We start from the raw sequence: 21,932 nt of genomic DNA, 5'->3' as shown, positions 1-21,932 counted from the left end.
AATTGTCCGACGATGTAATACTCAAGGTCCGCGACCTCTACCGCACCTATGACATCAGCGGCGGGATGTTCAAGAAGGGCTCGACACTGACTGCTGTCAAAGGCGTCAGTTTCGATGTGAAACGCGGCTCGACGCTTGCCGTCGTGGGGGAGAGCGGCTGCGGCAAGTCCACCCTGGCGCGCATGCTGACCATGATCGACGCGCAGAGTTCCGGCAGCATCGAGATCGACGGCCTCTTGATGGATATTGCCAAAACCGGCATTTCAAAAGAGATGCGCCAGAAGGTGCAGATTGTTTTCCAGAACCCTTACGGTTCGCTGAACCCGCGTCAGAAAATCGGTCACGTTCTGGAAGAGCCCCTGCTGCTGAACACGGACATGCCGGCTGCCGAGCGCCGGGATCTTGCGCTCCAGATGCTGGAGAAGGTCGGCCTTCAGCCGGAACACTACGGCCGCTATCCGCATATGTTCTCCGGCGGTCAGCGCCAGCGTGTCGCGATTGCCCGGGCCATCATGCTGCAGCCGAAGCTGCTGGTTCTCGATGAACCGGTCTCCGCCCTGGACCTGTCCGTCCAGGCGCAGATCCTCAACCTGCTGGCGGATCTTCAGGACGAGATGGGGCTGACCTATGTGTTCATCTCCCACGATCTGTCCGTCGTGCGCTATCTCGCGGACAAGGTGATGGTGATGTATTTCGGCGAGGTGGTGGAATACGGCACGCGGGACGATGTGTTCGACAATCCGCAGCACGATTACACCAAAACCCTTTTTGCGGCGACGCCTCGGGCGGACGCCGAAAGCATCCGTAAACGGTTGGCCGCCAAGGCAGCCTGAGGCACTCGCCCGGCAATAAGTGTTTTGAGCGGGCACACCCCCTCTTGATCTGTCCGGCTCGATTTTGTCGAGCCGGGTCGACGAGGGCGGGTTTGCTCTGGCGTGCTCCGACCGGAACGGTCTCTGGAGACACACAGGCGACTCTCTGGAAACGAGTGGACCCCGGCTCAGCGCTGCGCTTGGCCGGGGAGTCACGCAGAAAGTGTTCCTGCGAGCAGGAGTCATGCTCTCGGGGCAACGTTTGTGCGCGCTTGCAGGGCGTCTTTCTCGTATCCGGTGAAGAAACAGGCATCGGGGAGTTGCTTTCTTCGTTATTTCGGGTATTCTCGAAATATGGAAAAAGAAGAAGCCCTGAATGCGTTGGCGGCACTCGGCCAGGAAACCCGCCTCGACGTTTTTCGCCTGCTGGTGAAAGCGGGAAAAGAAGGCATGACCGCCGGTGCCATTTCCGATGCGCTGGACGTTCGCCCCAACACCCTGTCGACCCATCTGGGCGCCCTGTCCCGATCCGGCCTTGTGCAGGCCGAGCGGGACGGGCGTTCGATCTGTTACCGCGCGAGCCTGAAAACCATGCAGGTTCTGGTGACCTATCTGCTGCAGGACTGCTGCGGCGGCAATCCGGAGCTCTGCGCTCCATTCCTCAACATGACGGGACCGGCGTCCCGTGACAGCACGAATGATTGCTGAAAGCCCGGCAAGGGGACCTCGTGAAAGAACGTGCTGTCCCGTTCATCTGCGCAACGGTCCCTCACTGAAACATCCCCGGTCCTGCGAAAAACCGGGGGAGTTAAGCAGGCTCGGGGCTGGCTTTGATGCAGCCTGCGAGCCGCCTGAAAACCGAATAACGAAAGAATTGTCATGAGCAAGGAAGCATCTTCACCCATGGGGTTTTTCGAGCGATATCTGTCGCTGTGGGTCGCGTTGTGTATTGCCGCAGGCGTTGGTTTCGGTGCGGTTTTTCCGGCAGTCTTCGAAACGATCGCGTCGTTTGAATATGCAAGCGTCAATCTCGTCGTCGCCGTTCTCATCTGGGTGATGATCTACCCGATGATGGTGAACGTCGATTTTGCCTCCCTGAAGGACGTCGGCAGAAAGCCGAAGGGCCTGTGCATCACCCTTGTCGTCAACTGGCTGATCAAGCCCTTCACGATGGCGGCGCTCGGCATCCTGTTCTTCGAGCATGTCTTCGCGGGTCTTGTCGATCCGCAGACCGCGAAGGAATACATCGCAGGAATGATCCTGCTCGGGGTCGCCCCCTGCACGGCCATGGTGTTCGTCTGGAGCCAGCTGGTGCGCGGCGATGCCAATTACACGCTCGTTCAAGTCTCGATCAACGACATCATCATGGTCTTCGCCTTCGCGCCGATTGCGGCCTTGCTTCTTGGCGTGACCGATATCATCGTCCCGTGGCAGACGCTGCTTCTGTCGGTGATCCTCTATGTCATTATTCCGCTCATCGCCGGGTATCTGACGCGCAAGGCGCTGGATGGAACCGACAATGATGCGCGCATCGCCGCGTTCACGGGGAAGGTCAAACCCTTCTCCGTCATGGGCCTGCTTGCGACGGTTGTCCTGCTGTTCGGATTTCAGGCGCAGACCATTCTCGACAAGCCGATGGTTATCGTGTTGATCGCGGTGCCGTTGCTGATCCAGAGCTATGGCATATTCTTCATTGCCTATGGCTGGGGCTATCTGTGGCGTGTGCCGTTCAATACGGCGGCCCCGGCAGCGCTCATCGGGACGTCAAATTTCTTCGAACTCGCGGTTGCCGTCGCCATCAGCCTGTTCGGGTTGAATTCCGGAGCCGCGCTGGCGACAGTTGTCGGGGTGCTGGTGGAAGTGCCGGTGATGTTATCGCTGGTGGCCTTCGCCAACAGGACACGATCCCATTTTCCGGTGACCGCATAGGGAGGGGAACACCTATCTGCTACCGCCGGAGCCATCCGTTCGCAATGCTGACTTGATAAATGGAGTGCCTGCTGACAGAACGGTCCTGACCTCTTGAGAGCGGATGGCAGCCTTTCGCCGTGCTGGTTCGGGGAAGCGGGAAAACGGTCGGAGCAGCATGAGCAAGGGACGTGTCCATATCGCCGGGGCGGGTATTGTCGGCCTCGCCACTGCCGCCGTTCTGGTTCAGCGCGGCTACCAGGTGACCATTCTGGACCGGGAGGGGCCGGCGGCCGGCGCGAGCCAGGGAAATGCCTCCGCGATCGCCTGGACGGACGTGGCCCCGATGGCCTCGCCGGGGCTGTGGAAGCAGGCGCTCAAATGGCTCGCCGACCCTCTCGGTCCGTTATCTGTCCGGCCCGCCTATGCGTTGAAGATCCTGCCCTGGATGCTGCGTTTCCTGGCAGCGTCGAACCCGGAACGTGTGGCCCGCAGTACCGCAGCCCTGGTGGACATCAACAGCGGCGTGCTGCCGGCCTGGGAGCGTCTCTGGCGGGTGTCCGGAACCCACAACCAGGTGCGCCGTGATGGCTGCCTGGAACTTCTGGATACGGCCGCATCGCTTGAGAAAGCCCGGCAAGCCTGGGCTGAACAGCGGGACCACGGCATAGCGGTCGAAGAGCTTGCTGCCGGTGCCATCCGTGAGCTTGAGCCGGACCTGTCGACCCGGGCAATCGGTGGTGCGCTGGTGCCAGGCTGGATGCAGGTCGACGATCCGAAGATCCTGTGTCTGTCGCTGGCGGACTGGCTGAAAGGGCAGGGGGTGGAGTTCACGGTTGCCGAGATCGGCCGTCTCGAGCCGAATGGCAACGCTTGCGGGCTCATTCTGAAATCAGGTGAGCGGATCGAAGCAAGCCGACTCGTCGTCGCCTGCGGCGCCTGGTCGAAGCATCTCGCGGCCCAACTCGGCGACCGGATTCCGCTTGATACCGAGCGGGGCTACAACATCACCATTCCCGATCCTTCCATCACCGTGAAACGGTTCATCATGCTGCCGGGGCACGGCTTCGTGCTGTCACCGCTATCGACCGGCCTGCGCGTCGGCGGCGCGGTTGAATTCGGAGGTCTGAACCTGCCGTCCAACTGGAAGCGCGTCGATGCCATGGTCGCCAAGGCGCGGCTGTTTTATCCCGGTCTCAAGACGGAAGGCGGCACGCGCTGGATGGGCTTCCGCCCATCTCTTCCCGACAGCCTGCCGGTGATCTCTCCGGCGACGCATCATGGCGGGGTTTTCTATGCCTTCGGCCACGCCCATCATGGTCTGACCCAGGCGGCTGTCACCGGCGAGATGATTGCCGACATGATCGAGGGCAAGACCCTGGCGGTCGATCCGGCGCCGTTTGCGGCGGATCGGTTTTAGGGCAGGGTCAACTTTGCTGAGCGCTCTTTCCGCGAGAGGGCGGGGTTTTGCTCCGCCAGTCGAAACAACTTCCCGAAAGTCGCAAAGTGCCTTGGAGGCCCTGTTCAGTTTTGCGGGAAAAATTGGTGTTGTTTTCACTTTTTAGATAAAGAGGAAACCGTTCGCAATTTGGAGGTGATACGTGAATCCCAAGGCAAATATCGTTTCACAAGCTTTTTATTCTGTTCTTTTATGCTGGAAATATATTCTTGGTATTGTATTTGTTTTGTATGTTATGGACGGAATAAATGTCGTGTATGACATTGGTAATTCAATGCAAATTACAAAGGCTTTTGCTGATTCTGGAATTATTTTTTATCTTTGTTTGAATTTGCTGGGGTTGGATGCAAAACTAAAAGAAAATAGCAAGAAGTATATTTGGTTTAGTCTGCGGTATATTTTATTGATCTACGCGCCGGTTATAATTGTTTCGATTCTCGTCGTAATCCTTGCAGTGTCCACGCTTCAGGGCGAGCGCCCGGACACCGACTCTCTTTTAGGTCTCTCCATTCTGGGTGGAGCGGTGATCTCCTTTCTGACGATGTTTCTGTTCGGGACGGCGTTTCCCTCTCAACTGTTCGACGTCCGTCCAGGGATCGGGGCCGCCATCGGCAGAGCCTTTCGACAGGCGGGCTATCTGGTCCCCAGGCTATTTTTCGGGGTCGGTTTCTTCGCAGCCTTGTCGTTCGCCATTTTGATCTTGTCAGAAAATTCAGGCATCGGCTCGGACCCGATCACATCTGCCGGCACGCCTGACCCAGCCGGAGCGTTGGTACTTGCTCTCGCTAAACTGACGTCCGCATTCAGCCTGGCTGTTTTTGCAGTGGTCGTCTGCCGAGCATACCTGAAGGACCTTCAGGAACGTGGTGAGCTCCCAGCAAGTGACGCGGAAATTTTCGCCTGAGATCCTACTTGCCCTTCTTGTTCATTGCCGCCGCCAGGGCTGCTGCCAGAGCATTGTTGCCGCCGTCGCCGCCGGAGGTTTTCGGTGCGCTGTTTTTCCCGCCGCCGGGACCGCCACGTGGAACGTTGCCGCCAGGGCCTCTGCCGCCCGGACGGCCCTGGTTCTGACCGCCTTGCTCCTGACCGGTACGTTCCCGCTGGCCCTGGTAGTCGGCCTGGGACTTCATCGTCATGGAGATGCGCTTGCGTGGTACGTCCACGTCCAGAACGGTCACGCTGACGATGTCGCCGGCCTTGACGATCTTGTGCGGATCGTCGACGAAGCGGTCGGCAAGCTGGGAAACGTGCACCAGCCCGTCCTGGTGAACACCGACATCGACGAAGGCGCCGAAGTTGGTGACGTTGGTGACCGTGCCTTCCAGCTTCATTCCGGATTTGAGGTCGGAGATCTCCTCGACGCCGTCCTGCAAAGTTGCTGTCTTGAATTCCGGGCGCGGGTCACGGCCCGGTTTTTCCAGTTCGGCGAAAATGTCCTTCACTGTCGGCAGACCGAATTTCTCGTCCGTGTAATCCGCCGGATCCAGATTGCTCAACAGCGTGCCGTTGCCCATGATCTGGCGGACATCGCGGCCGCAGGCCTTCACGATGCGCTTCGCCAGCGGGTAGGCTTCGGGGTGCACGGAAGAGGCGTCGAGCGGCTCCTTGCCGTCGTTGATGCGCAGGAAGCCAGCGCAGAGTTCATAGGCCTTGGCACCGAGACGCGGCACCTTCTTGAGCTGTGACCGGCTGTCGAAGCGGCCGATTTCCTCGCGGTGTTCGACGACGGCGCGGGCGAGGCTGTCAGACAGGCCGGAAATGCGGGACAGAAGCGCCGGGGAGGCGGTGTTGAGGTCGACACCGACCGCGTTCACCGCATCCTCAACCACCGCGTCGAGGGCGCGGGCGAGCCGGGTCTGGTTGACGTCATGCTGATACTGGCCGACGCCAATGGATTTCGGCTCGATCTTGACCAGTTCGGCCAGCGGGTCCTGCAGGCGGCGGGCGATGGACGCCGCGCCGCGCAGGGAGACATCGACGCCCGGCATCTCCATGGCCGCCAACTCGGAAGCGGAATAGACCGAGGCGCCGGCCTCGTTGACGATAACCTTCACCGGGCGTTGCGCTGCGGGGATATCGGTAAGCACGTCGCCTGTCAGCTTGTCGGTCTCGCGGCTGGCTGTGCCGTTGCCGATGGCGATCAGCCCGACCTTGTGTTTTGCGATCAGGGCAAGCAGCGCGGCGCGGGCGCCGGAGACATCATTGCGCGGCTGGAACGGGTAGATCGTCGCCGTGTCGATCAGCTTGCCTGTCTCATCGACGACGGCAACCTTTACCCCGGTCCGGATGCCGGGATCGAGGCCAAGGGTCGCCCTTGCACCGGCGGGCGCGGCGAGCAGCAGATCCTTGAGATTTCTGGCGAAGACCTGGATGGCTTCCTCTTCGGCCTTGTCGCGCAACACGCCCATCAGATCGAGTTCCAGATGCAGCGCGAGTTTCACCTTCCAGGCGAAGCGGGCCACTTCCATCAGCCATTTGTCCGCCGGGCGGCCCCGGTCGGCAATGGCATAGGTGTCGGCGACCATTCGTACCGCCGGGGGAACTGGGGCGACGTCATCCGCGTCCACCGTCAGATCGACGGACAGAATGCCCTCGTTGCGCCCGCGGAACAGGGCCAGGGCCCGGTGACTGGGGATTTTCGACCATTTTTCCGCATAGTCGAAATAGTCTGCGAATTTCGCGCCTTTTTCCCCCATGCCGTCGATCAGTTTCGCCTGTACGACGCCACGGTCCTCGACATGCCTGCGCAGCCGGCCGACGAGTTCGGCGTTCTCGGCAAAGCGTTCCATCAGGATCTGACGGGCGCCGTCGAGCACGGCCTTGGTATCGGCATACCCCTTGTCCGCGTCCACGAATGCAGAGGCCTCGGTTTCCGGCGTTCTGGAGGGATCGGACAGCAGCAGGTCGGCGAGCGGCTCCAGTCCGGCTTCACGGGCGATCTGGGCCTTGGTGCGGCGTTTTTTCTTGAACGGCAGGTAGATGTCTTCAAGCCGGGACTTGGTTTCGGCGGCCTGTATGCCGGCGATCAGGTCATCGGTGAGCTTGCCCTGTTCCTCGATGGATTTGAGAATGGCGCCACGGCGGTCTTCCAGCTCACGCAGGTAGATCAGCCGTTCCTCGAGTTTCCGCAACTGGGTGTCGTCCAGCCCGCCGGTCGCCTCTTTCCGGTAGCGGGCGATGAAAGGGACGGTCGAGCCTTCATCGAGAAGCTGGACAGTCGTGTTGACCTGACCTGCCTTGCAGCCGATTTCCTCGGCAATCAGCTGTGCGATGCGCAGGGCGGTATCGCCGGATTTCAAGGCCTGGGAACCGGGCTGTGACGGGTCGGAAACTGGAACGCTTGCCATTGACGCGGAAACTTTCGGTGGAGACAAATCTGGGCTGGCGAGGATAATCCGCCCGAAGAGGGCGGGGAAGACAAAGAGCGGTTCCGTCCACCGGCAATTATCGTGTGTGGTTACGGGCAGAAGATTGTGCCTGCATCTACTTGATTGTTTTGCGGATGAAATTTGTACCCTGACGGCAGGGCTTAACGTTTGCGTCAGTTTTGATTGTGCAATTTTTCGTCCTTTGAACGCAGTGTGACAAAATTCGTCCGTTCGAACGTGAATTGCCATATTCCTTTGCCGAACGCGTTGTGATTTGCTGTCGACGCTGAAATATCCGGCCTGAAGGCTTGAATTGGTCCAGCGAATTACGACATCGAGTATGCAGAATGTATAAAGCCGATTGTAATATGGAGGCGTTGCCGATGGCCCGTGGACGGCCGAGAAAAGTAGATCTGAAAGATGCCCTTCAGTCGGTGATGATCGCTTTCTGGCAAGACGGCTACAGCGGAACCTCCATGAACGATCTGGCGGAAGTCTCCGGCATGGCGAAACCCGGTCTTTATGCGGCCTTCGGGGACAAAGAGACAATTTTCGAAAAAGCTCTGCTGTATTACTTCGAGACGTTCGGCGGTCCTGTCTTTGCGCGGCTTCACGCGGCACAAAAGCATGTAATTGAGGATTTGCGTGATCTTCTGAGAGCCGTCGTGGATCTGACGCTGGACCGCAACACTCCTTCCGGCTGTTTTCTTGTCAATGCGATGATCGACTGCACCTATGGTGCGCACAGGCACCGGGAAGTGGTGGAAGGCCTCCAGAAGTCACGGTTCAGCGCAATCAAGGAACGTCTTTTGAAGGCGGTTTCTGGCGGGGAAATGCCGCCTGACATGGATGTCGATCGCGCAGCAACATTCGTGGATGGCCAGTTATTAGCAATCTCGGTGCTTGCGCGTGGCGGAAGCACCGAGGCGGATCTGTTGACCTTTGTCGAAACGGGTCTGCGGGCCCTGCGGGTTTGCGGCAATCCGGAGGTGTTTGAAGACGCGGAGCCGGGCGACTTTATCTTACGACAGTGATGCGCTCGGCCGCGCGGGTGACCGCCGTGTAAAGCCAGCGGCTCTTGTGTTCGCGGAACGCCCAGCTTTCGTCGAACAAAACCACATCGTCCCATTGTGATCCCTGCGCCTTGTGCACCGTCAGGGCGTAGCCGTAGTCGAATTCGTCGGCCTTGCGGCGGATCGCGTAGGGGATGGCTTCCGCGCCGTCTTCGAACATCGCCGGAAGAACCTTTACCTTCACGGTTGTTCTGGCGAGATCGTCCTCTGTTACGACATCGAAGCGCAAGGTGTTGCCGCGAGACTGTCGCAGCCGCTTCACGGTCCACAGGCCGCCGTTCAAAAGGCCTTTTGTCTTGTCGTTGCGCAGGCAGACGAGCTTGTCGCCAACGGCCGGCATAGGCGTCGTGAAATCCTTCAGTTCGCGGATGCGGCTGTTGTAAAGCCGCCGGGTCTTGTTGGTGCCCACCAGAACCTGGTCCGCCGCGAGGATCTGCTGCTTGTCGATCTCGCGGCGATGGATCACCTTGCTTTCACCGAAGACGCCGTAATCGAGTTCGCCGCCGTCGCGGATGGTCATGGACATGCGCACGATCGGATTGTCCTGCGCCTGGCGATGGACTTCCGTCAGCATCACGTCCGGTTCGGCATCGGTGAAATAGCCGCCGCCCTTTACCGGAGGGAGCTGCGCCGGATCCCCGAGCACCAGCACCGGGGTTCCGAAGGACAGGAGATCCTTGCCCAGATCCTCGTCCACCATGGAGCATTCGTCGATGACGATCAGGCTTGCGGTGGCGGCGGCGCTGTCCCGCTTGATGGCAAACTGCGGGCCTGCGTCCTCTTCATCGTCGTCCGTCGTCTCTTCTTCCTTCGCGGAGCGCGGGCGATAGATCAGGGAATGTATGGTGCCCGCGTCCTCGCAGCCCTTCTGGCGCAGGACATGGGCGGCCTTGCCGGTGAAGGCGCCGAAACAGACATCGCCGTCGATGCCTTCGGCCAGATGGCGGGCGAGCGTGGTCTTGCCGGTGCCCGCATAGCCGAACAGCCGGAACACCTGCCTGTCGCCGCGCTGCAGCCAGGCGGCGGTCGCTTTCAGGGCGTCATCTTGTTGCGGAGACCAGGCCAAGGAACATTCCTCAAGATTGCGGACCCGGTTGCTTACCCTGATTTGGCTGAGTCGGCCAAGGGCGAATCCCGTATTTGTACCGCGCCTGTCATCCCAGGACGGAAAACGAGCTTTCCTTCGTCAGGTCGCGCTTGCGGGAGAATGTGGCGGTGTTCAGGGTGTGACCGGCCTTTTGGAGCGGGAAGCGGAACGGTGCACTGTCGTGATCGTTGCCTGTCTCGCAATAGTCGATGAGGTCCGCCATCAACCGTCCGGCGACAGGGGCATTCTTGAACTGGTTGCCGCTGGTGCCGATGGCCAGGTAGTAGCCGTCGATATCGCTGCGGTCATAGATCGGCAGCCAGTCGTCGGTGGCGTCGTACAGATCGGCGATGCCGACCGGGTGCTGCGAGACACCAAGGTCTGGCAGGCGCTGGGAGTAGCGGTAGGCATAAGTCAGTGCGCGGTCGGTGAGGTCGCGGGAAAAGTCATCCGGGTGTTCTTCCTGCGGCGGGTCGCAGGGCGGGTTCTCGCTGCCAAGCATGAGCTGACCGGCCCCGCCCGGTTTCAGGTAGACCGCAATATCGCTATCGGAGACGATCAGACCTTCGCGGGAATAGCCGAGCCGTTCCGGCGGGTTGATCTGCACCACCTCCTGGCGCAGCGGCCTGTGTCCGATGCGGATACCCGGGTCGCCGTCCAGCAGGTCGTTCACCTTGCCCGAGTGGGGGCCGGCGACATTGATGACGATGGCTGACCGGAGTTCGCTGCCATCAGAACAGACGATCCCGGTCACGCGGTTTTCCTCGACCTGAATTTTCACGACCCTGGTGTTGAAGCGAAATTCCGCACCGAGGCGGCTGGCGGCGTCCTTGAGATTGCGTGCCGCCAGTTGCGGATCGTCGACATAACCGCCCGCGGGGAAAAATACACCGCCGCGGATCTCGCCGCCCGTCGGGGCGCCGAAATCGTCATGGTCCATCTTTTTGGCGGGCGCGAAGCATTCCAGATTGTATCCCGGCATGCGTTCCGTGATCTTTTCCGCGGACCAATGCTCATAGGCGATGCCGAGGGTGTCGGCATGTTTCAGGACGCGCTCAAGATAGTTGTTGGCCGCGGTTTTCATGACCAGTGTTCCGGTTTCGACAAATCGGGCCAGTCCCTCCGTGTCTTCCATGCTGAGGCAGGACTGCCAGTTCTTCCAGTCGTGATATCCCTCCAGAGCCATCGCGGTGCCGTCCAGTGTGGAGTAGTAGGTGCGGATGACCGCTGCCGATGAAGACGTGGAGCCGTAACCGGCCGCGGGCAGGGCGTCGACATTGAGCGTCCTGCGGCCTTTGAGCGCCATCGCATGGGCTATCGCGCAGCCGATGATACCGGCGCCGATGATTATAACGTCATAGTGGGTCTTCGAGCTCTCCGGAGTGACCATTCAGCTTTCCCTTCGGCGTTTGAGATCCACAACAGGCGAGCTGCCGGGGTTTGTCCAGAGAGGAATGCGTCAATGCTTGTTCTGAAACAGCCAGAATGTGTACGAAAAACCCGAAAATTGTTTATTTTACAATGAATCCAAGATTTTTATAAACATATGAAAAATTTTGACAATGATTGTGGATTTTGTTCCCTAGTCTCCTGTTGAAGTCAATGCCTCTGCTGGACATAGTTTGCGGAGTTCGCTTCTGAACACAGGTTCAAAATCATCTGGAGAGACGTGTGCCACGCGCAAAAGTTCGCGAATGGCCGACGCTGGCATTGATTGCCGTCACGTCGGTTGCCTGGATTCTACTGGTTGGATTTTATAGTGTTCTTGGTCCCTGGGCTGTTTGCCCGATGGCCGCGGTTCTGGTGACGCTGCAGTCCTCTCTGCAGCATGAGGTGCTTCACGGTCACCCCACACGCAACCCCGCCTTCAACGAGGCGCTGGTCTATTTCTCTCTGGGGCTGTTCATTCCCTACCGCAGGTTCAAGTCGCTGCATCTGCGCCACCACAACGACGACCGGCTGACGGACCCCTATGACGATCCGGAAAGTTCCTATCTCGCCTGGCGCGACTGGGAGAAGCTGCCCGGTGTCATTCGCTTCGTTCTCACGGTGAACAATACGCTTCTTGGCCGGCTGCTGATCGGCCCCGCCGTGTCTCTCGTCGGGTTCTACGGTGCGGAGATCCTAAAGTTGCGTGCCGGCGACAGGGCGGTTCTTCGGGCCTGGGCGCATCATCTTGCCGGGCTTGTCCCGGTTGTTCTCTTCGTGATCGTGATTGGCGCAATGCCTTTCTGGCTCTATGCTGTCGGCATAGCCTACCCTGCGATGAGCCTGCTTATGCTGCGCACCTATGCCGAACACCGGGCCCATGAGAACGCAGAGGCGCGCTCCATCGTGGTTGAATTCTGCCCGGTCTTTTCGCTGCTCTTCCTGAACAACAATCTGCATGTTGTCCATCACGCCCATCCGAGAGCGCCGTGGTATCGGCTGCCTGGAATCTACCGGGCCGCGCGGGACGAGTGGCGGCGGCGCAATGAGGGATATGTGTTCGCCAGCTATTTCGATCTGGCGCGGCGGTATTTCTTCAAGGTCAAGGAGCCCGTTCCCCATCCGCTCAGGCGCAGGGATACGGATGAGGCGGTTTCTTGACGGCGGGCGAATATGTTCATGTCCGGCTGCCCATGTACGACTGGCCGGAGATGCGGGACGCGACTGCCGATCTTGAAGCCGCCCTGCAGACCGCGCTCGTGGACGCGCTCGGGTTGACACCTTCCCGAATTCTTGACTGGCCGGAGCATCTGGATCTCACCGAGGCATGGGCCCGTCCGGACGTGCTGCTGACGCAGACCTGCGGTTATCCGCTGACACATGCGCTGAGCGGCAAGGTCAGGCTGCTGGGGGCGCCGCATTACGCTGCGCCCGGCTGCGACGGGCCGAGGTATTGCAGCCAGGTCGTCGTCAGGCGCGACAGCCCTTTTGAAAAGCTTGCGGACCTGCGCGGTGCACGGGCGGTCTTCAACAATGCGGACAGCCAGTCGGGCATGAACGCCCTGCGCCATCACGTTGCGCGGCTCGCGGAGGGAAAAACGTTCTTCTCACACGTCGGGGCCAGCGGCGGGCATCGAGCCTCCCTGATCGCGGTCGCGCAGGGAGATGCCGACGTGGCTGCCATCGATGCGGTCTGCTGGGATCTCGCCTGCCGGGTTCTGCCAGACCTTGCAATCCAGCTGAGGCCGATTGATCGCACGGCGTCCGTCCCCGGTCTGCCGCTGATCACTTCCTTGCGGTTTTCCGACAGGCAAGCCGATCTTATCTCGGAAACAGTCGTGGCGCTTTTCACGGCGCCCGAAACGCGGAGAAGCCGTGAATGCCTGGGCATTCACGGCTTCTCGAGATTGTCTGTCGCGGACTATGCGCCAGTTCTTTCCATGGAAAGAGAGGCCGCCGGACTGGACTACCCCGTTCTGGCGTAATTCCGGCAATAACCGCGTTTCAGCGGGGGGAGTTCTGTTTCCGGGCGATTTCGCGCAGACGCAGAGCTTCGTCCATGCGAGCCAGGTGGGCGGGGGAGTTGCCGTGGACGAGACCCATGAGGTTCGTGCCAAGAGCTTGTGCAAGATAGGTCATGGCGTTTCCAATCCTGATTTGTTCGATGTGAAAGAATCTCGGCCACTGCTGAATAAACGGGCCGCTTGCCTTCCATATGTGCATAACTTGCGATTCAATCAAACGAATTGTATTCATGCTATCGTTCAAAAAAATTGATCCGAAAAACCGCAGGGTCCGATCATGGAAAAACTGCCCGGCACCGGCACGCCGCTTATCGATCTCGATCTGTACCGAACCTTTGTCGCGATTGCGGAAACGTCAAGTTTTACAAAAGCGTCCGAACTTGTTGGCCGCACACCTTCCGCCGTGTCCATGCAGATCAAGAAGCTGGAAACGCTGTTGCGGGTTGCGGTCTTTGCGAGGGAGGGGCGCACGGTGCGTCTGACACCGGAAGGCGAAGCCCTGCTTGGATATGCCCGGCGGATCCTGATGCTGAATGAGGAAGCGGTCGGACTGTTCGTTTCTCCCGAAGTCGAGGGGGAAGTCAGGTTCGGTGCGCCGTCCGATTTCGGCACCCGTTTTCTGCCCAACATCCTGTCGCGTTTTGCCCGGACCCATCCGGGCGTCAATGTGGATGTGCATCTGGACGGCAGTCCAAATCTGGATGAGAAGGTCAGGAAGCGCGAACTGGATCTTGCTCTCTTCACCGCGCGGCCGGGAACGGGCCTGGCGCAGAGCGGCGAGCTGGTCTTCAGGGAACCGCTCGTCTGGGTCGGACTGGAGGGCGGCATCGCCTACGAGCGCGAGCCCGTGCCACTCGCGGTCTCCACGCCAGGTTGCCCCTGGCGCCGGGCGGCGCGAGTGGCGCTGGATGACGCGCAAAAGCCCTACCGGCTTTCCTATACGAGCTTTCACAGCGCCGGTCAGGAGGCTGCCCTGCTTGCCGATCTTGCCATCGCTCCCTTTCCGGCGAGCGTCGTCGCGCCGCCCTTGCAGGTGCTGGACAGCCGGCACGGCCTTCCCGAAATTGGCGACTATCATATCATCATGGTCGAACGGCCCAGCGCGGGCAGAGCCACCCATGCCTTCGCCAAGCATGTCGAGGAGAGCTTTCGCGAGCTCAGTCTCAGCCTTCCAAGTTGATCAATCTGTCTTGGGCAAACCATCCGAGGTTGCGTCCGGCCGTACTTTTGGCAAGCGCTCATGCCCGCACGGCTGTTTACCATATGCGGCCTTTTCCGGGACAAACCCGCGCAACCACTGGCGCAAATGTTAACAAGCGGTTACGATTCTTGGTAAACCAATCGTTAACAGCGAGATGCGTCATGAAACTGGCTTGCAAATCTCTTCTGGCCGCCGCCGGCCTCTGCCTCGTTCTGGGAAGCGCCGCACAGGCCGATAGCGGCACGATCCGCATCCTGCATGACGAGCCTTACGGCGCCATCGTCACCAAGGAAGCCGGCGTGCTGGTGTTCCGCGCCCTGCCGCCGACCCGCAAGGTCGTGGTCAATCCGGATGGCAAGACGCCGCTGGAGCTGAAGCAGACGGAAGTGCGCGAAACCAACGTGGTGGTGATCGCCAATCAGAGCGACTATGTCCGTCATCTCGGCGCGAAGATCATCCGGCTGAAATAAGGCAATCAGCACAGGCCGAACCGGCTTGATCTGCTGATCGCAGACACCGTTGAACCGTGGCTTTGGGTCCTCTTGGCTGACCCAAAGTAAACCAATGTGCTTTCTGCGGCGTAAGTCCTGTGGTGCAACACAGGAGCCCGGCCATGAAGATTAGAGAACGTATCGAGTATCTTTCCAAACCCAAGCCCTTTACCGCAGGGCCTGACCAGACCGTCCTGGAGGCCGCGAGGGAAATGTCGTCGCGGAATATTGGGTCCGTAATCATCACGGACACGGAAAACAAGGTTGTCGGGCTGGTCACCGAGCGCGATCTCATGCGGCGGATCGTGGCCGAGAACAAAAGACCGGATGAGGCCAAACTTTCTGAAATAATGACAACCAATTTGCGTGTGGCACGCGAAGGCGACAATGTCATCGACTGGTTGCGGGTGATGTCGAACGAGCGATTCCGCCGTCTTCCGGTCGTCGACGACGAGGGAAAACTCGTGTCGATCATGACCCAGGGCGATTTCGTCTCCTACACGTGGCCCGAACTGTTGAAGCTGTTTTCGGATCGGGTGGAAAAGAAACTTGGTTTCAATAATCAGCATCTTTGGATCATTGGTGGCGTTCTGGCCTATGGCATCGCGATGGCCGTGATCCTGGTGACGGCCATGTGATCGATACAACCGCCAGAGCGCACAAGGGCGTCGGGCTTTTTTGAAGGCAATGACTACATGCGCATGCGTTCGGCTTTCGGGTCGAACAGCGGTTCCATGATAAGGGTCGCCTTGCGGCGCTCACCGAGGATTTCGATTTCGAAGGCACCTTCGCCGGTCTCTTCGGCAAGCGCCGCCGGCACGTAGCCCTGGGCGAGGGATTTTCCGATGAAATGCGCATAGCCGCCGGAGGTGATCCAGCCGATCACCTTGCCCTGGTGCCAGACCGGCTCGTCGCCCATGACATCGGCATCCGAGGCATCGACGACAAAGGAGACACGCCGGCGTTCCGGTCCTTCCTCGACTTCCGTCCGGGCTGCTTCCTTGCCGATGAACGTCTCTTTCGACAGTTTCACGAAGCGGCCGAGATCGGCTTCATACGGGCCATAGATCGGCCGGAACTCGCGGAACCAGGTGCCGAAGTTCTTTTCCAGGCGCAGGGACAAGAGCGCGCGCATGCCGAAATTGCGGATGCCGAATTCCGCCCCTGCCGCCATCAGCGCCTCATAGACCTGACGTTCGTATTCCGGGGCCATCCAGATCTCATAGCCAAGGTCGCCGGTATAGCTGATGCGATTGACCTTGCAGGGAGCGCTGGCGACGTCCATCTCGCGAAAATCCATGAAGCGGAAGGCGTCGCCCGAGACGTCGTCGCCGGTGACTTTTGCCAGCACCTTGCGGGCGTTTGGACCTGCGATGGACAGGCCGACCCAGCCGAGGTTGAGGGCACGTATGACGACCGAGCCGTCCGAGGGCAGGTGCTGCTCGAACCAGCGCATGTGATGGATCTCCGCCTGGGACGAGCCGAACATGTAGAATCTTTCCTCGTCGGCGCGGGCAATTGTGAAATCGCCGATCAGCTTGCCTCTGGTGTTCAGCATCGGCGTCAGGACGATGCGGCCGGTCTTCGGCATGGTGTTGGTCATCAGCTTCGACAGGAAGCTTTCCGCGCCGGGGCCGGTGATCTCGTATTTGGCGAAGTTGGCGATCTCGGTGATGCCCACGCTTTCGCGCACGGCGCGGCATTCGGCGCCGACGGCGTCGAAGTCGTTGGAGCGGCGAAAGGATACGATGTCCTTCGGCTCGTCGCCTTTCGGCGCAAACCAGAGCGGGGTCTCCAGGCCCCAGCTGTCGCCCATCACCGCGCCCTGCGCGATCATCCGGTCGTAGAGCGGGGTGGTCTGGTGCGGCCTGCCGGCGGGCAGTTCCTCGTTGGGAAAGCGGATGCGGAAGCGGCGGCGGTAGTTCTCCTGAACCTTGGCGTTGGTATAGGAGAGCGTCGCCCAGGAGCCGTAGCGGGCGACATCCATGCCCCAGATGTCATAGCCGGGATCGCCGTTCACCATCCAGTTGGCGAGCGTCAGACCGACGCCGCCGCCCTGGCTGAAACCTGCCATGACGCCGCAGGCAACCCAGTAGTTGCGCAGGCCCCGGACCGGCCCGATCAGCGGGTTGCCGTCGGGCGCGAAGGTGAAGGGGCCGTTGATGATCTGCCTGATGCCGGCATTTTGCAGCGCCGGGAAATGCTCGAAGCCGACTTCCAGTTCCGGCGCGATGCGGTCGAGATCGGGCGGCAGCAGTTCGTGGCCGAAATCCCAGGGAGTCTCGCGCGGGCTCCAGGGGCGGCAATTCTGCTCATAGGTGCCGAGCAGGATGCCCTTGCCTTCCTGGCGGGTGTAGATTTCGCCACCGAAGTCCAGAACGCCGATCAGCTCCTTCCCGGTGGCCTTGTTGTGAGCGGTGACCTCGGGCATTTCATCCGTCAGCAGATACATGTGTTCCATGGCGAGGATCGGAAGCTCGATGCCGACCATGCGGCCGCATTCGCGTGCCCACAAGCCGCCCGCATTGACCACATGCTCGGCGCGGATGGTGCCCTTGTCGGTGATCACGTCCCAGGTGCCGTCCGGGGTCTGGACCAGTTCCTCCACTTTCGTATGCCGGTGGACGGTGGCGCCGTTGACGCGGGCGGCCTTGGCATAGGCATGGGTGGTGCCGGACGGGTCGAGGTGGCCTTCGACCGGATCCCACAGCGCGCCGATGAAGTGTTTCTCGTCGAGAAGCGGGAACATCGTCTTTGCTTCGGTCACGGAGATCAGTTCCAGGTCCATGCCCAGATAGCGGCCCTTGGCCTGGGCAAGACGCAGGAAGTCCATGCGTTCCGGCGTATCGGCGAGCATCACGCCGCCGGTCAGATGCAGGCTGCACGACTGGCCCGAGATTTCCTCCAGTTCCTTGTAGAGGTCGACGGTGTAGCTCTGCAGCTGGGCGACATTCGGATCGCCGTTCAGGGTGTGGAACCCGCCGGCGGCATGCCACGACGATCCGGAGGTGAGTTCGTCGCGCTCAACCAGCGTCACGTCCTTCCAGCCGAGCTTGGTCAGATGGTAGAGGACACTGCATCCGACGACACCGCCACCAATGACAACGACCTGCGTGTGGGTTTTCATGAAGCTTGCTCCGGAGGCCCTTCCTGCGGGAAGGATGATTGCTCGTTCGATTTCGGGTTTCGGCAGGGTCAGAAGTCGGTGGGGGCACCACCTTCTGCCTTGCGTCTTTCGACAAAGGCGGTGATTTCGTCGTCTATCGCCGGATCCAGCGCCGGTGCCTCATAGGCCTTCAGTGCTTCCTTGTAGAGCCTGTTGGCCTTGTCGCAGGCGGTCGGGCTGCCGGCCTCCGCCCAGGTCTCGTGATTGCGCCAGTCGGAGACAATCGGCGCATAAAAGGCATCCTTGTAGCGATCCCGGGTGTGCTGCGTGCCGAAGAAATGTCCGGCGGGCCCCACGTCCCGGATCGCATCGAGCGCCAGCGCCTCTTCAGAGACATCCAGCGGCGTCATGTATTCAGCGAGCATCTGCAGCAGATCGACATCGGTGATGAACTTCTCGAAGCCGGCACTGAGGCCGCCTTCCAGCCATCCGGCGGCGTGCTTGATGATATTGCCGCCGCCGGTGACCGCACCCCATTGGGACAGCGTGGTTTCCAGCGCTGCCTGATAGTCGACTGTGTTGGCCGCGCAGACACCGGAGGAGCGGTAGGGCAACTTGTAACGGCGTGCGAGCTGGCCGCCGACGATGGCGGCCTTCATGTATTCCGGAGTGCCGAAGGCGGGCGCTCCGGACTTCATGTCGACGTTGGAAGTGAAGCCGCCATAGACGACCGGCGCGCCGGGGCGAACGACCTGCGCGAAGGCGATGCCGGCGAGAGCTTCGGCGTTCTGCAGTGTCAGCGCGCCTGCAACGGTTACCGGCGCCATGGCGCCCGCCAGGGTGAAGGGTGTGACGATGGAGACCTGGCCGGCCCGGGCCATCTCGATAAGGCCCTGCAACATCGGCGTATCGAGACGCAGGGGAGACGAGGTATTGATCACCGAAGCGACACAGGGTGTGTTGATGAAGTCTTCCGCGGAGAGACCGTTGGCGATGCGGCTGATCTCCAGGCCATCCAGGTTCCGCTCCCGGCCGAGGGAGTAGATGTGAAACACCTTGTCGGTCATGCGGGCCATGTCGGCAACGCAGTCGAGATGGCGGATGGAAGCGTGCAGGTCAACCGGCTCGACCGGATAGCCCAGCACACAATGAATGATGTTGAAGAACTGGGCGAGTTTCAGGAAGTCGCGGAAGTCCTGCTGGTTGCCGGGGCGCCGGCCCTTTTCACGGTCAACCGCATTGGGGGCACTGGCGACACAGGAAAAGGCGATGGCGTCACCGCCGATATGAAGGTCATGGGCGCGGTTGCGGGCACGCATGGTGAATTCGGCAGGAGCTTTGGCAATCAGCTCCGCAACCATGGCGCGATCCATGCGCACCCGGTCTTCTCCTGGCTTCACGTCCGCGCCCGCGGCCTTCAACAGCCCTCTGGCCTCTTCGTGCAGGAAGTCAATGCCGATTTCCTCAAGCACCTGCATGGAGGTGTCATGGATCGCTTCCAACTGGTCGGTGGAAACGGTCTCCAGCGGCTTGAACACATGCCGGGGTTGTCTGAACGGTTTCTGCGGGAAAAGTTCCGGCCCGTCGCTGGCGCCGCCCCTGCGCCGCCGTCCGCGCCGGGCTGGTGCCGTGTCGCTCACGGGAGCTGCGTCAAAATCAGCCGTCATCTGGTCCGCCATCCTGTTTCATGAGGCCGCATGCCGGATTGCAGCGGCGGGGCGCCCGCACTGCCGGACAGTTCCCTCAGGCCTGAACCTACCGGAGGTGGCCGATTTGCCGTGCAGTCTCAGAGCGACGGTCAGTGCTACAACTCCGACATCGCCGGCTTTCGGGCCGCCATGGCGGCGAGGACATGAAACTTTGGCTTGACGGCTTCAACTGGATCGGAGCATCAGGGTTGACGAGGATCCGCCGCGGGACGAGAGGTGCAAGTGAGCGAACGGCTTTCGGATACGCAATTGCTGGCATTCCTGAAAACCTGTTTGCCGGTGGCAGACTGGTCCACCGCGTTTCTGCGCCCCCTGCCGGTCAACTACACCAGCCGTTTCTGGCGTCTGGACTCCGCAAAGCGGGTTTATGTCATCAAGGAGTTCTTTCCCGGCAACGAGGACAACGCGCTTTATCCAACCTTGCCGCGGCAGGAAGCCGACGCGCTGAACGTGCTTGCCCGGCATGCGCTTGCCCCGGAACTGGAAGTCTTTGTGACCAGTCCCACCGGTACGCCCCTTCTTGTGTATGGCTACGATCCCGCGAAATCGGACGAACTCGATGTTGCCGAGGCCGCGGATCTGATCGGGCGCTTCGCGGCGCTGAAGGAAACCATACAAGGCCATCAGACGGTTCCGGCGGGATTTCACGAGGTTCTGGCGCGGGGCGATGCCATGCTTGCGGCCATTCCGGACAGCCGCAAGGCCGCCAATCTCAAGCGTTTGCGTCCGGCCGATACACTGGTCGAACAGCGGGTGGTCGAGCGTTCGCTGGTGCATCGCAGCTTCTGCCTCGGCACCATTCTGGCGACAGCAGGCGGGGTACGGCTGATCGACTGGCAGTATGCCGGCCTTGGCGACCCGATCGAGGACATAGCCGGCTTCGTGTCGCCCGGTCTTGCCATACTCTACGGCCTGCACCCGCTGGTCGCTCATGCGGAAGACCTGTTCCTGCAGCATTACCCCGACCGGGACACTGTCGGCCGGTTTCTGGAAGAACGCAGCGCCTATCACTGGCGGCTGGCGGCCTATTGCCTGCTCCGGCAGGAAACCCTGACGCATTCCAACGCCCCGGCCGCCCGCGCCTACGGCCGGGCACTGGAAGAAGAGGTGGATCTGCTGCTGCGCCTCAAAAACCGTTAGGTCCAGCGGGCCTGTGTAATCGTTTTGTCACATGAGAACGATACCGGAAAGCATGTCCATCCATCTTGCTTCCGTCACCAGGTCTTTCGGCGCCCACAAAGCCTTGAACAAGGTCTCGCTCTCGATCGAGGACGGCATGTTTTTCGTTGTCGTGGGGCCGTCGGGATGCGGCAAGTCCACACTGTTGAGAGCCATCGCCGGACTGGAGCCGATCGATCGCGGGGACATCTCCCTGGACGGTCAGCCGGTTGCCGGTGACGGGCTGCATGTTCCTCCGGAACAGCGGCAGGTCGGAGTCGTGTTCCAGTCCTATGCCCTGTGGCCGCATATGAATGTCGGTGCCAATGTGGCGTTTCCGCTTGAAACCGCGGGTGCGAAACGGTCCGCGGTTTCGGAAAGGGTCGCCGAATGCCTCGAGACAGTCGCCCTGAGCGAGTTTCGCCAGCGCAGACCGGCGGAACTGTCAGGCGGTCAGCGCCAGCGTGTGGCCCTGGCCCGCTGTCTGGCACAAGGGGCTGGCACCGTGCTGATGGACGAACCGCTGGCCAATCTCGATCCGCATCTTCGCAGCGCCATGGAGGAAGAGCTTGCCGTCTTCCATGCGGCGAGCGGTGCAACCACCCTGTTCATCACTCACGATCAGCGCGAGGCGATGGCGCTTGCCGACAAGGTCGCCGTGATGTGGGACGGTGAGATCCTGCAGGTGGCCGATCCGGACACGCTCTACCGGCGGCCGCTGTCCAAACGTGTCGCGGGCTTTATCGGCCGCAGCACCCTGGTTCCCGTGACGGTTCTGCGTGAAGAGGCCGGCGCGGCGGAAATCAGCTTCGCCGGGGTTACCCTTGAAGTGGCGTGCCCTGAGCAGACTGCTCCCGGACCGGCAACTCTGCTGCTGCGGCCCGAGCACCTTGTGCTGGCGACCGGTCCGCACGGATTTGCCGCCACGGTTCAAAAGACAATTTACAGGGGCGGATACTGGGAAGTCTTCGTGACGCTCGAGGGCTTGCAGGACCCCTTGCTGATGATCCTCAACCGCAAGGCGTCGCCTGGCGATACGCTCCGGCTGGAGATTATCCGTGGCTGGGTGCTGCCGGAGTAGCAATCGTTTTCGGTGTTCTTCCGGTGT

Annotated in this window: 19 protein-coding genes; 13 read left to right on the top strand and 6 right to left on the bottom strand. The window is 60.7% G+C overall.

Annotated features, from left to right (window positions below):
• The first annotated feature begins 2 nt into the window (after positions 1 to 2).
• The 5 genes from OA90_RS01995 to OA90_RS01975 all read left to right on the top strand — a co-directional run bounded on the left by OA90_RS01995 (position 3) and on the right by OA90_RS01975 (position 5,083).
• Positions 3 to 833, top strand: coding sequence for a dipeptide ABC transporter ATP-binding protein (locus OA90_RS01995; protein WP_082836783.1), 831 nt, complete (start codon positions 3 to 5; stop codon positions 831 to 833).
• Positions 834 to 1,166: 333 nt separating this feature from the next.
• The gene (locus tag OA90_RS01990; RefSeq protein WP_068406293.1) at positions 1,167 to 1,520 is read left to right on the top strand and encodes a winged helix-turn-helix domain-containing protein; all 354 of its coding nucleotides are present in this window, start codon (positions 1,167 to 1,169) and stop codon (positions 1,518 to 1,520) included.
• Between the two features lie 171 nt (positions 1,521 to 1,691).
• Positions 1,692 to 2,741, top strand: coding sequence for an ACR3 family arsenite efflux transporter (arsB, locus tag OA90_RS01985; RefSeq protein ID WP_068406288.1), 1,050 nt, complete (start codon positions 1,692 to 1,694; stop codon positions 2,739 to 2,741).
• A 157-nt stretch (positions 2,742 to 2,898) separates the two neighbouring features.
• Positions 2,899 to 4,140, top strand: coding sequence for an FAD-dependent oxidoreductase (locus OA90_RS01980; protein ID WP_068406285.1), 1,242 nt, complete (start codon positions 2,899 to 2,901; stop codon positions 4,138 to 4,140).
• Between the two features lie 181 nt (positions 4,141 to 4,321).
• Positions 4,322 to 5,083, top strand: a complete 762-nt coding sequence (locus tag OA90_RS01975; RefSeq protein WP_156510350.1) for a hypothetical protein — start codon at positions 4,322 to 4,324, stop codon at positions 5,081 to 5,083.
• Between the two features lie 4 nt (positions 5,084 to 5,087).
• Here the strand turns inward: OA90_RS01975 and OA90_RS01970 are convergent, their stop codons facing one another.
• On the bottom strand, positions 5,088 to 7,526 hold the full coding sequence (locus OA90_RS01970; protein ID WP_068406280.1) for a Tex family protein: 2,439 nt from the start codon (positions 7,524 to 7,526) through the stop codon (positions 5,088 to 5,090).
• Positions 7,527 to 7,930: 404 nt separating this feature from the next.
• On the opposite strand from OA90_RS01970, the gene OA90_RS01965 reads away from it, so the two are divergent.
• Complete coding sequence (locus OA90_RS01965; protein ID WP_068406627.1) at positions 7,931 to 8,581, top strand: helix-turn-helix domain-containing protein; 651 nt, start codon at positions 7,931 to 7,933, stop codon at positions 8,579 to 8,581.
• Here the strand turns inward: OA90_RS01965 and OA90_RS01960 are convergent.
• Together OA90_RS01960 and OA90_RS01955 are read right to left on the bottom strand one after the other, a co-directional pair.
• The gene (locus OA90_RS01960; protein WP_068406277.1) at positions 8,565 to 9,686 is read right to left on the bottom strand and encodes an ATP-dependent RecD-like DNA helicase; all 1,122 of its coding nucleotides are present in this window, start codon (positions 9,684 to 9,686) and stop codon (positions 8,565 to 8,567) included. The two genes, OA90_RS01965 and OA90_RS01960, sit on opposite strands and share 17 nt — an antisense overlap.
• Before the next feature lie 88 nt (positions 9,687 to 9,774).
• Positions 9,775 to 11,097 carry an FAD-dependent oxidoreductase gene (locus tag OA90_RS01955; protein ID WP_068406274.1) on the bottom strand — a complete coding sequence of 441 codons (1,323 nt, stop codon included), beginning with the start codon at positions 11,095 to 11,097 and terminating at the stop codon, positions 9,775 to 9,777.
• Between the two features lie 281 nt (positions 11,098 to 11,378).
• Here OA90_RS01955 and OA90_RS01950 point away from each other — a divergent pair, with 281 nt between their 5' ends.
• Both OA90_RS01950 and OA90_RS01945 read left to right on the top strand, forming a co-directional pair.
• Positions 11,379 to 12,296 carry a fatty acid desaturase gene (locus OA90_RS01950; protein WP_068406269.1) on the top strand — a complete coding sequence of 306 codons (918 nt, stop codon included), beginning with the start codon at positions 11,379 to 11,381 and terminating at the stop codon, positions 12,294 to 12,296.
• On the top strand, positions 12,293 to 13,120 hold the full coding sequence (locus OA90_RS01945) for a PhnD/SsuA/transferrin family substrate-binding protein (protein ID WP_208985939.1): 828 nt from the start codon (positions 12,293 to 12,295) through the stop codon (positions 13,118 to 13,120). Before OA90_RS01950 ends, OA90_RS01945 begins: the two co-directional genes overlap by 4 nt.
• Before the next feature lie 19 nt (positions 13,121 to 13,139).
• Here the strand turns inward: OA90_RS01945 and OA90_RS29755 are convergent, their stop codons facing one another.
• On the bottom strand, positions 13,140 to 13,274 hold the full coding sequence (locus tag OA90_RS29755) for a hypothetical protein (protein ID WP_279625797.1): 135 nt from the start codon (positions 13,272 to 13,274) through the stop codon (positions 13,140 to 13,142).
• 162 nt (positions 13,275 to 13,436) lie between these two features.
• Here OA90_RS29755 and OA90_RS01935 point away from each other — a divergent pair, with 162 nt between their 5' ends.
• The 3 genes from OA90_RS01935 to OA90_RS01925 all read left to right on the top strand — a co-directional run bounded on the left by OA90_RS01935 (position 13,437) and on the right by OA90_RS01925 (position 15,489).
• Positions 13,437 to 14,339, top strand: a complete 903-nt coding sequence (locus tag OA90_RS01935) for a LysR substrate-binding domain-containing protein (protein ID WP_068406263.1) — start codon at positions 13,437 to 13,439, stop codon at positions 14,337 to 14,339.
• Between the two features lie 182 nt (positions 14,340 to 14,521).
• Positions 14,522 to 14,830 carry a hypothetical protein gene (locus tag OA90_RS01930; RefSeq protein ID WP_068406261.1) on the top strand — a complete coding sequence of 103 codons (309 nt, stop codon included), beginning with the start codon at positions 14,522 to 14,524 and terminating at the stop codon, positions 14,828 to 14,830.
• A 143-nt stretch (positions 14,831 to 14,973) separates the two neighbouring features.
• Positions 14,974 to 15,489 carry a CBS domain-containing protein gene (locus OA90_RS01925; protein WP_068406258.1) on the top strand — a complete coding sequence of 172 codons (516 nt, stop codon included), beginning with the start codon at positions 14,974 to 14,976 and terminating at the stop codon, positions 15,487 to 15,489.
• A 53-nt stretch (positions 15,490 to 15,542) separates the two neighbouring features.
• Here the strand turns inward: OA90_RS01925 and OA90_RS01920 are convergent, their stop codons facing one another.
• Both OA90_RS01920 and OA90_RS01915 read right to left on the bottom strand, forming a co-directional pair.
• The gene (locus tag OA90_RS01920) at positions 15,543 to 17,978 is read right to left on the bottom strand and encodes an FAD-dependent oxidoreductase (RefSeq protein ID WP_068406255.1); all 2,436 of its coding nucleotides are present in this window, start codon (positions 17,976 to 17,978) and stop codon (positions 15,543 to 15,545) included.
• A 68-nt stretch (positions 17,979 to 18,046) separates the two neighbouring features.
• The gene (locus OA90_RS01915) at positions 18,047 to 19,624 is read right to left on the bottom strand and encodes a trimethylamine methyltransferase family protein (protein WP_068406622.1); all 1,578 of its coding nucleotides are present in this window, start codon (positions 19,622 to 19,624) and stop codon (positions 18,047 to 18,049) included.
• 264 nt (positions 19,625 to 19,888) lie between these two features.
• Between OA90_RS01915 and OA90_RS01910 the strand changes: the two genes are divergently transcribed.
• Entirely contained in the window at positions 19,889 to 20,806 is a 918-nt protein-coding gene (locus OA90_RS01910) for an aminoglycoside phosphotransferase family protein (RefSeq protein WP_068406253.1), read from the top strand.
• 52 nt (positions 20,807 to 20,858) lie between these two features.
• Entirely contained in the window at positions 20,859 to 21,905 is a 1,047-nt protein-coding gene (locus OA90_RS01905; protein WP_068406249.1) for an ABC transporter ATP-binding protein, read from the top strand.
• Positions 21,906 to 21,932: the final 27 nt, after the last annotated feature.

This window comes from Labrenzia sp. OB1 (assembly GCF_001624695.1).
Taxonomy (GTDB): Bacteria; Pseudomonadota; Alphaproteobacteria; order Rhizobiales; family Stappiaceae; genus Roseibium.
This window is presented reverse-complemented; position numbering and strand designations above follow the sequence as displayed.

Bases quoted from the DNA above. Each gene is read 5' to 3' on its own strand.
- OA90_RS01970 (WP_068406280.1), bottom strand. From the start codon at position 7,526: ATGGCAAGCGTTCCAGTTTCCGACCCGTCACAGCCCGGTTCCCAGGCC.
- OA90_RS01990 (WP_068406293.1), top strand. From the start codon at position 1,167: ATGGAAAAAGAAGAAGCCCTGAATGCGTTGGCGGCACTCGGCCAGGAA.
- OA90_RS01920 (WP_068406255.1), bottom strand. From the start codon at position 17,978: ATGAAAACCCACACGCAGGTCGTTGTCATTGGTGGCGGTGTCGTCGGA.
- OA90_RS01965 (WP_068406627.1), top strand. From the start codon at position 7,931: ATGGCCCGTGGACGGCCGAGAAAAGTAGATCTGAAAGATGCCCTTCAG.
- OA90_RS01930 (WP_068406261.1), top strand. From the start codon at position 14,522: ATGAAACTGGCTTGCAAATCTCTTCTGGCCGCCGCCGGCCTCTGCCTC.
- arsB (WP_068406288.1), top strand. From the start codon at position 1,692: ATGAGCAAGGAAGCATCTTCACCCATGGGGTTTTTCGAGCGATATCTG.
- OA90_RS01915 (WP_068406622.1), bottom strand. From the start codon at position 19,624: ATGACGGCTGATTTTGACGCAGCTCCCGTGAGCGACACGGCACCAGCC.
- OA90_RS01955 (WP_068406274.1), bottom strand. From the start codon at position 11,097: ATGGTCACTCCGGAGAGCTCGAAGACCCACTATGACGTTATAATCATC.
- OA90_RS01935 (WP_068406263.1), top strand. From the start codon at position 13,437: ATGGAAAAACTGCCCGGCACCGGCACGCCGCTTATCGATCTCGATCTG.
- OA90_RS01905 (WP_068406249.1), top strand. From the start codon at position 20,859: ATGTCCATCCATCTTGCTTCCGTCACCAGGTCTTTCGGCGCCCACAAA.
- OA90_RS01925 (WP_068406258.1), top strand. From the start codon at position 14,974: ATGAAGATTAGAGAACGTATCGAGTATCTTTCCAAACCCAAGCCCTTT.
- OA90_RS01980 (WP_068406285.1), top strand. From the start codon at position 2,899: ATGAGCAAGGGACGTGTCCATATCGCCGGGGCGGGTATTGTCGGCCTC.
- OA90_RS29755 (WP_279625797.1), bottom strand. From the start codon at position 13,274: ATGACCTATCTTGCACAAGCTCTTGGCACGAACCTCATGGGTCTCGTC.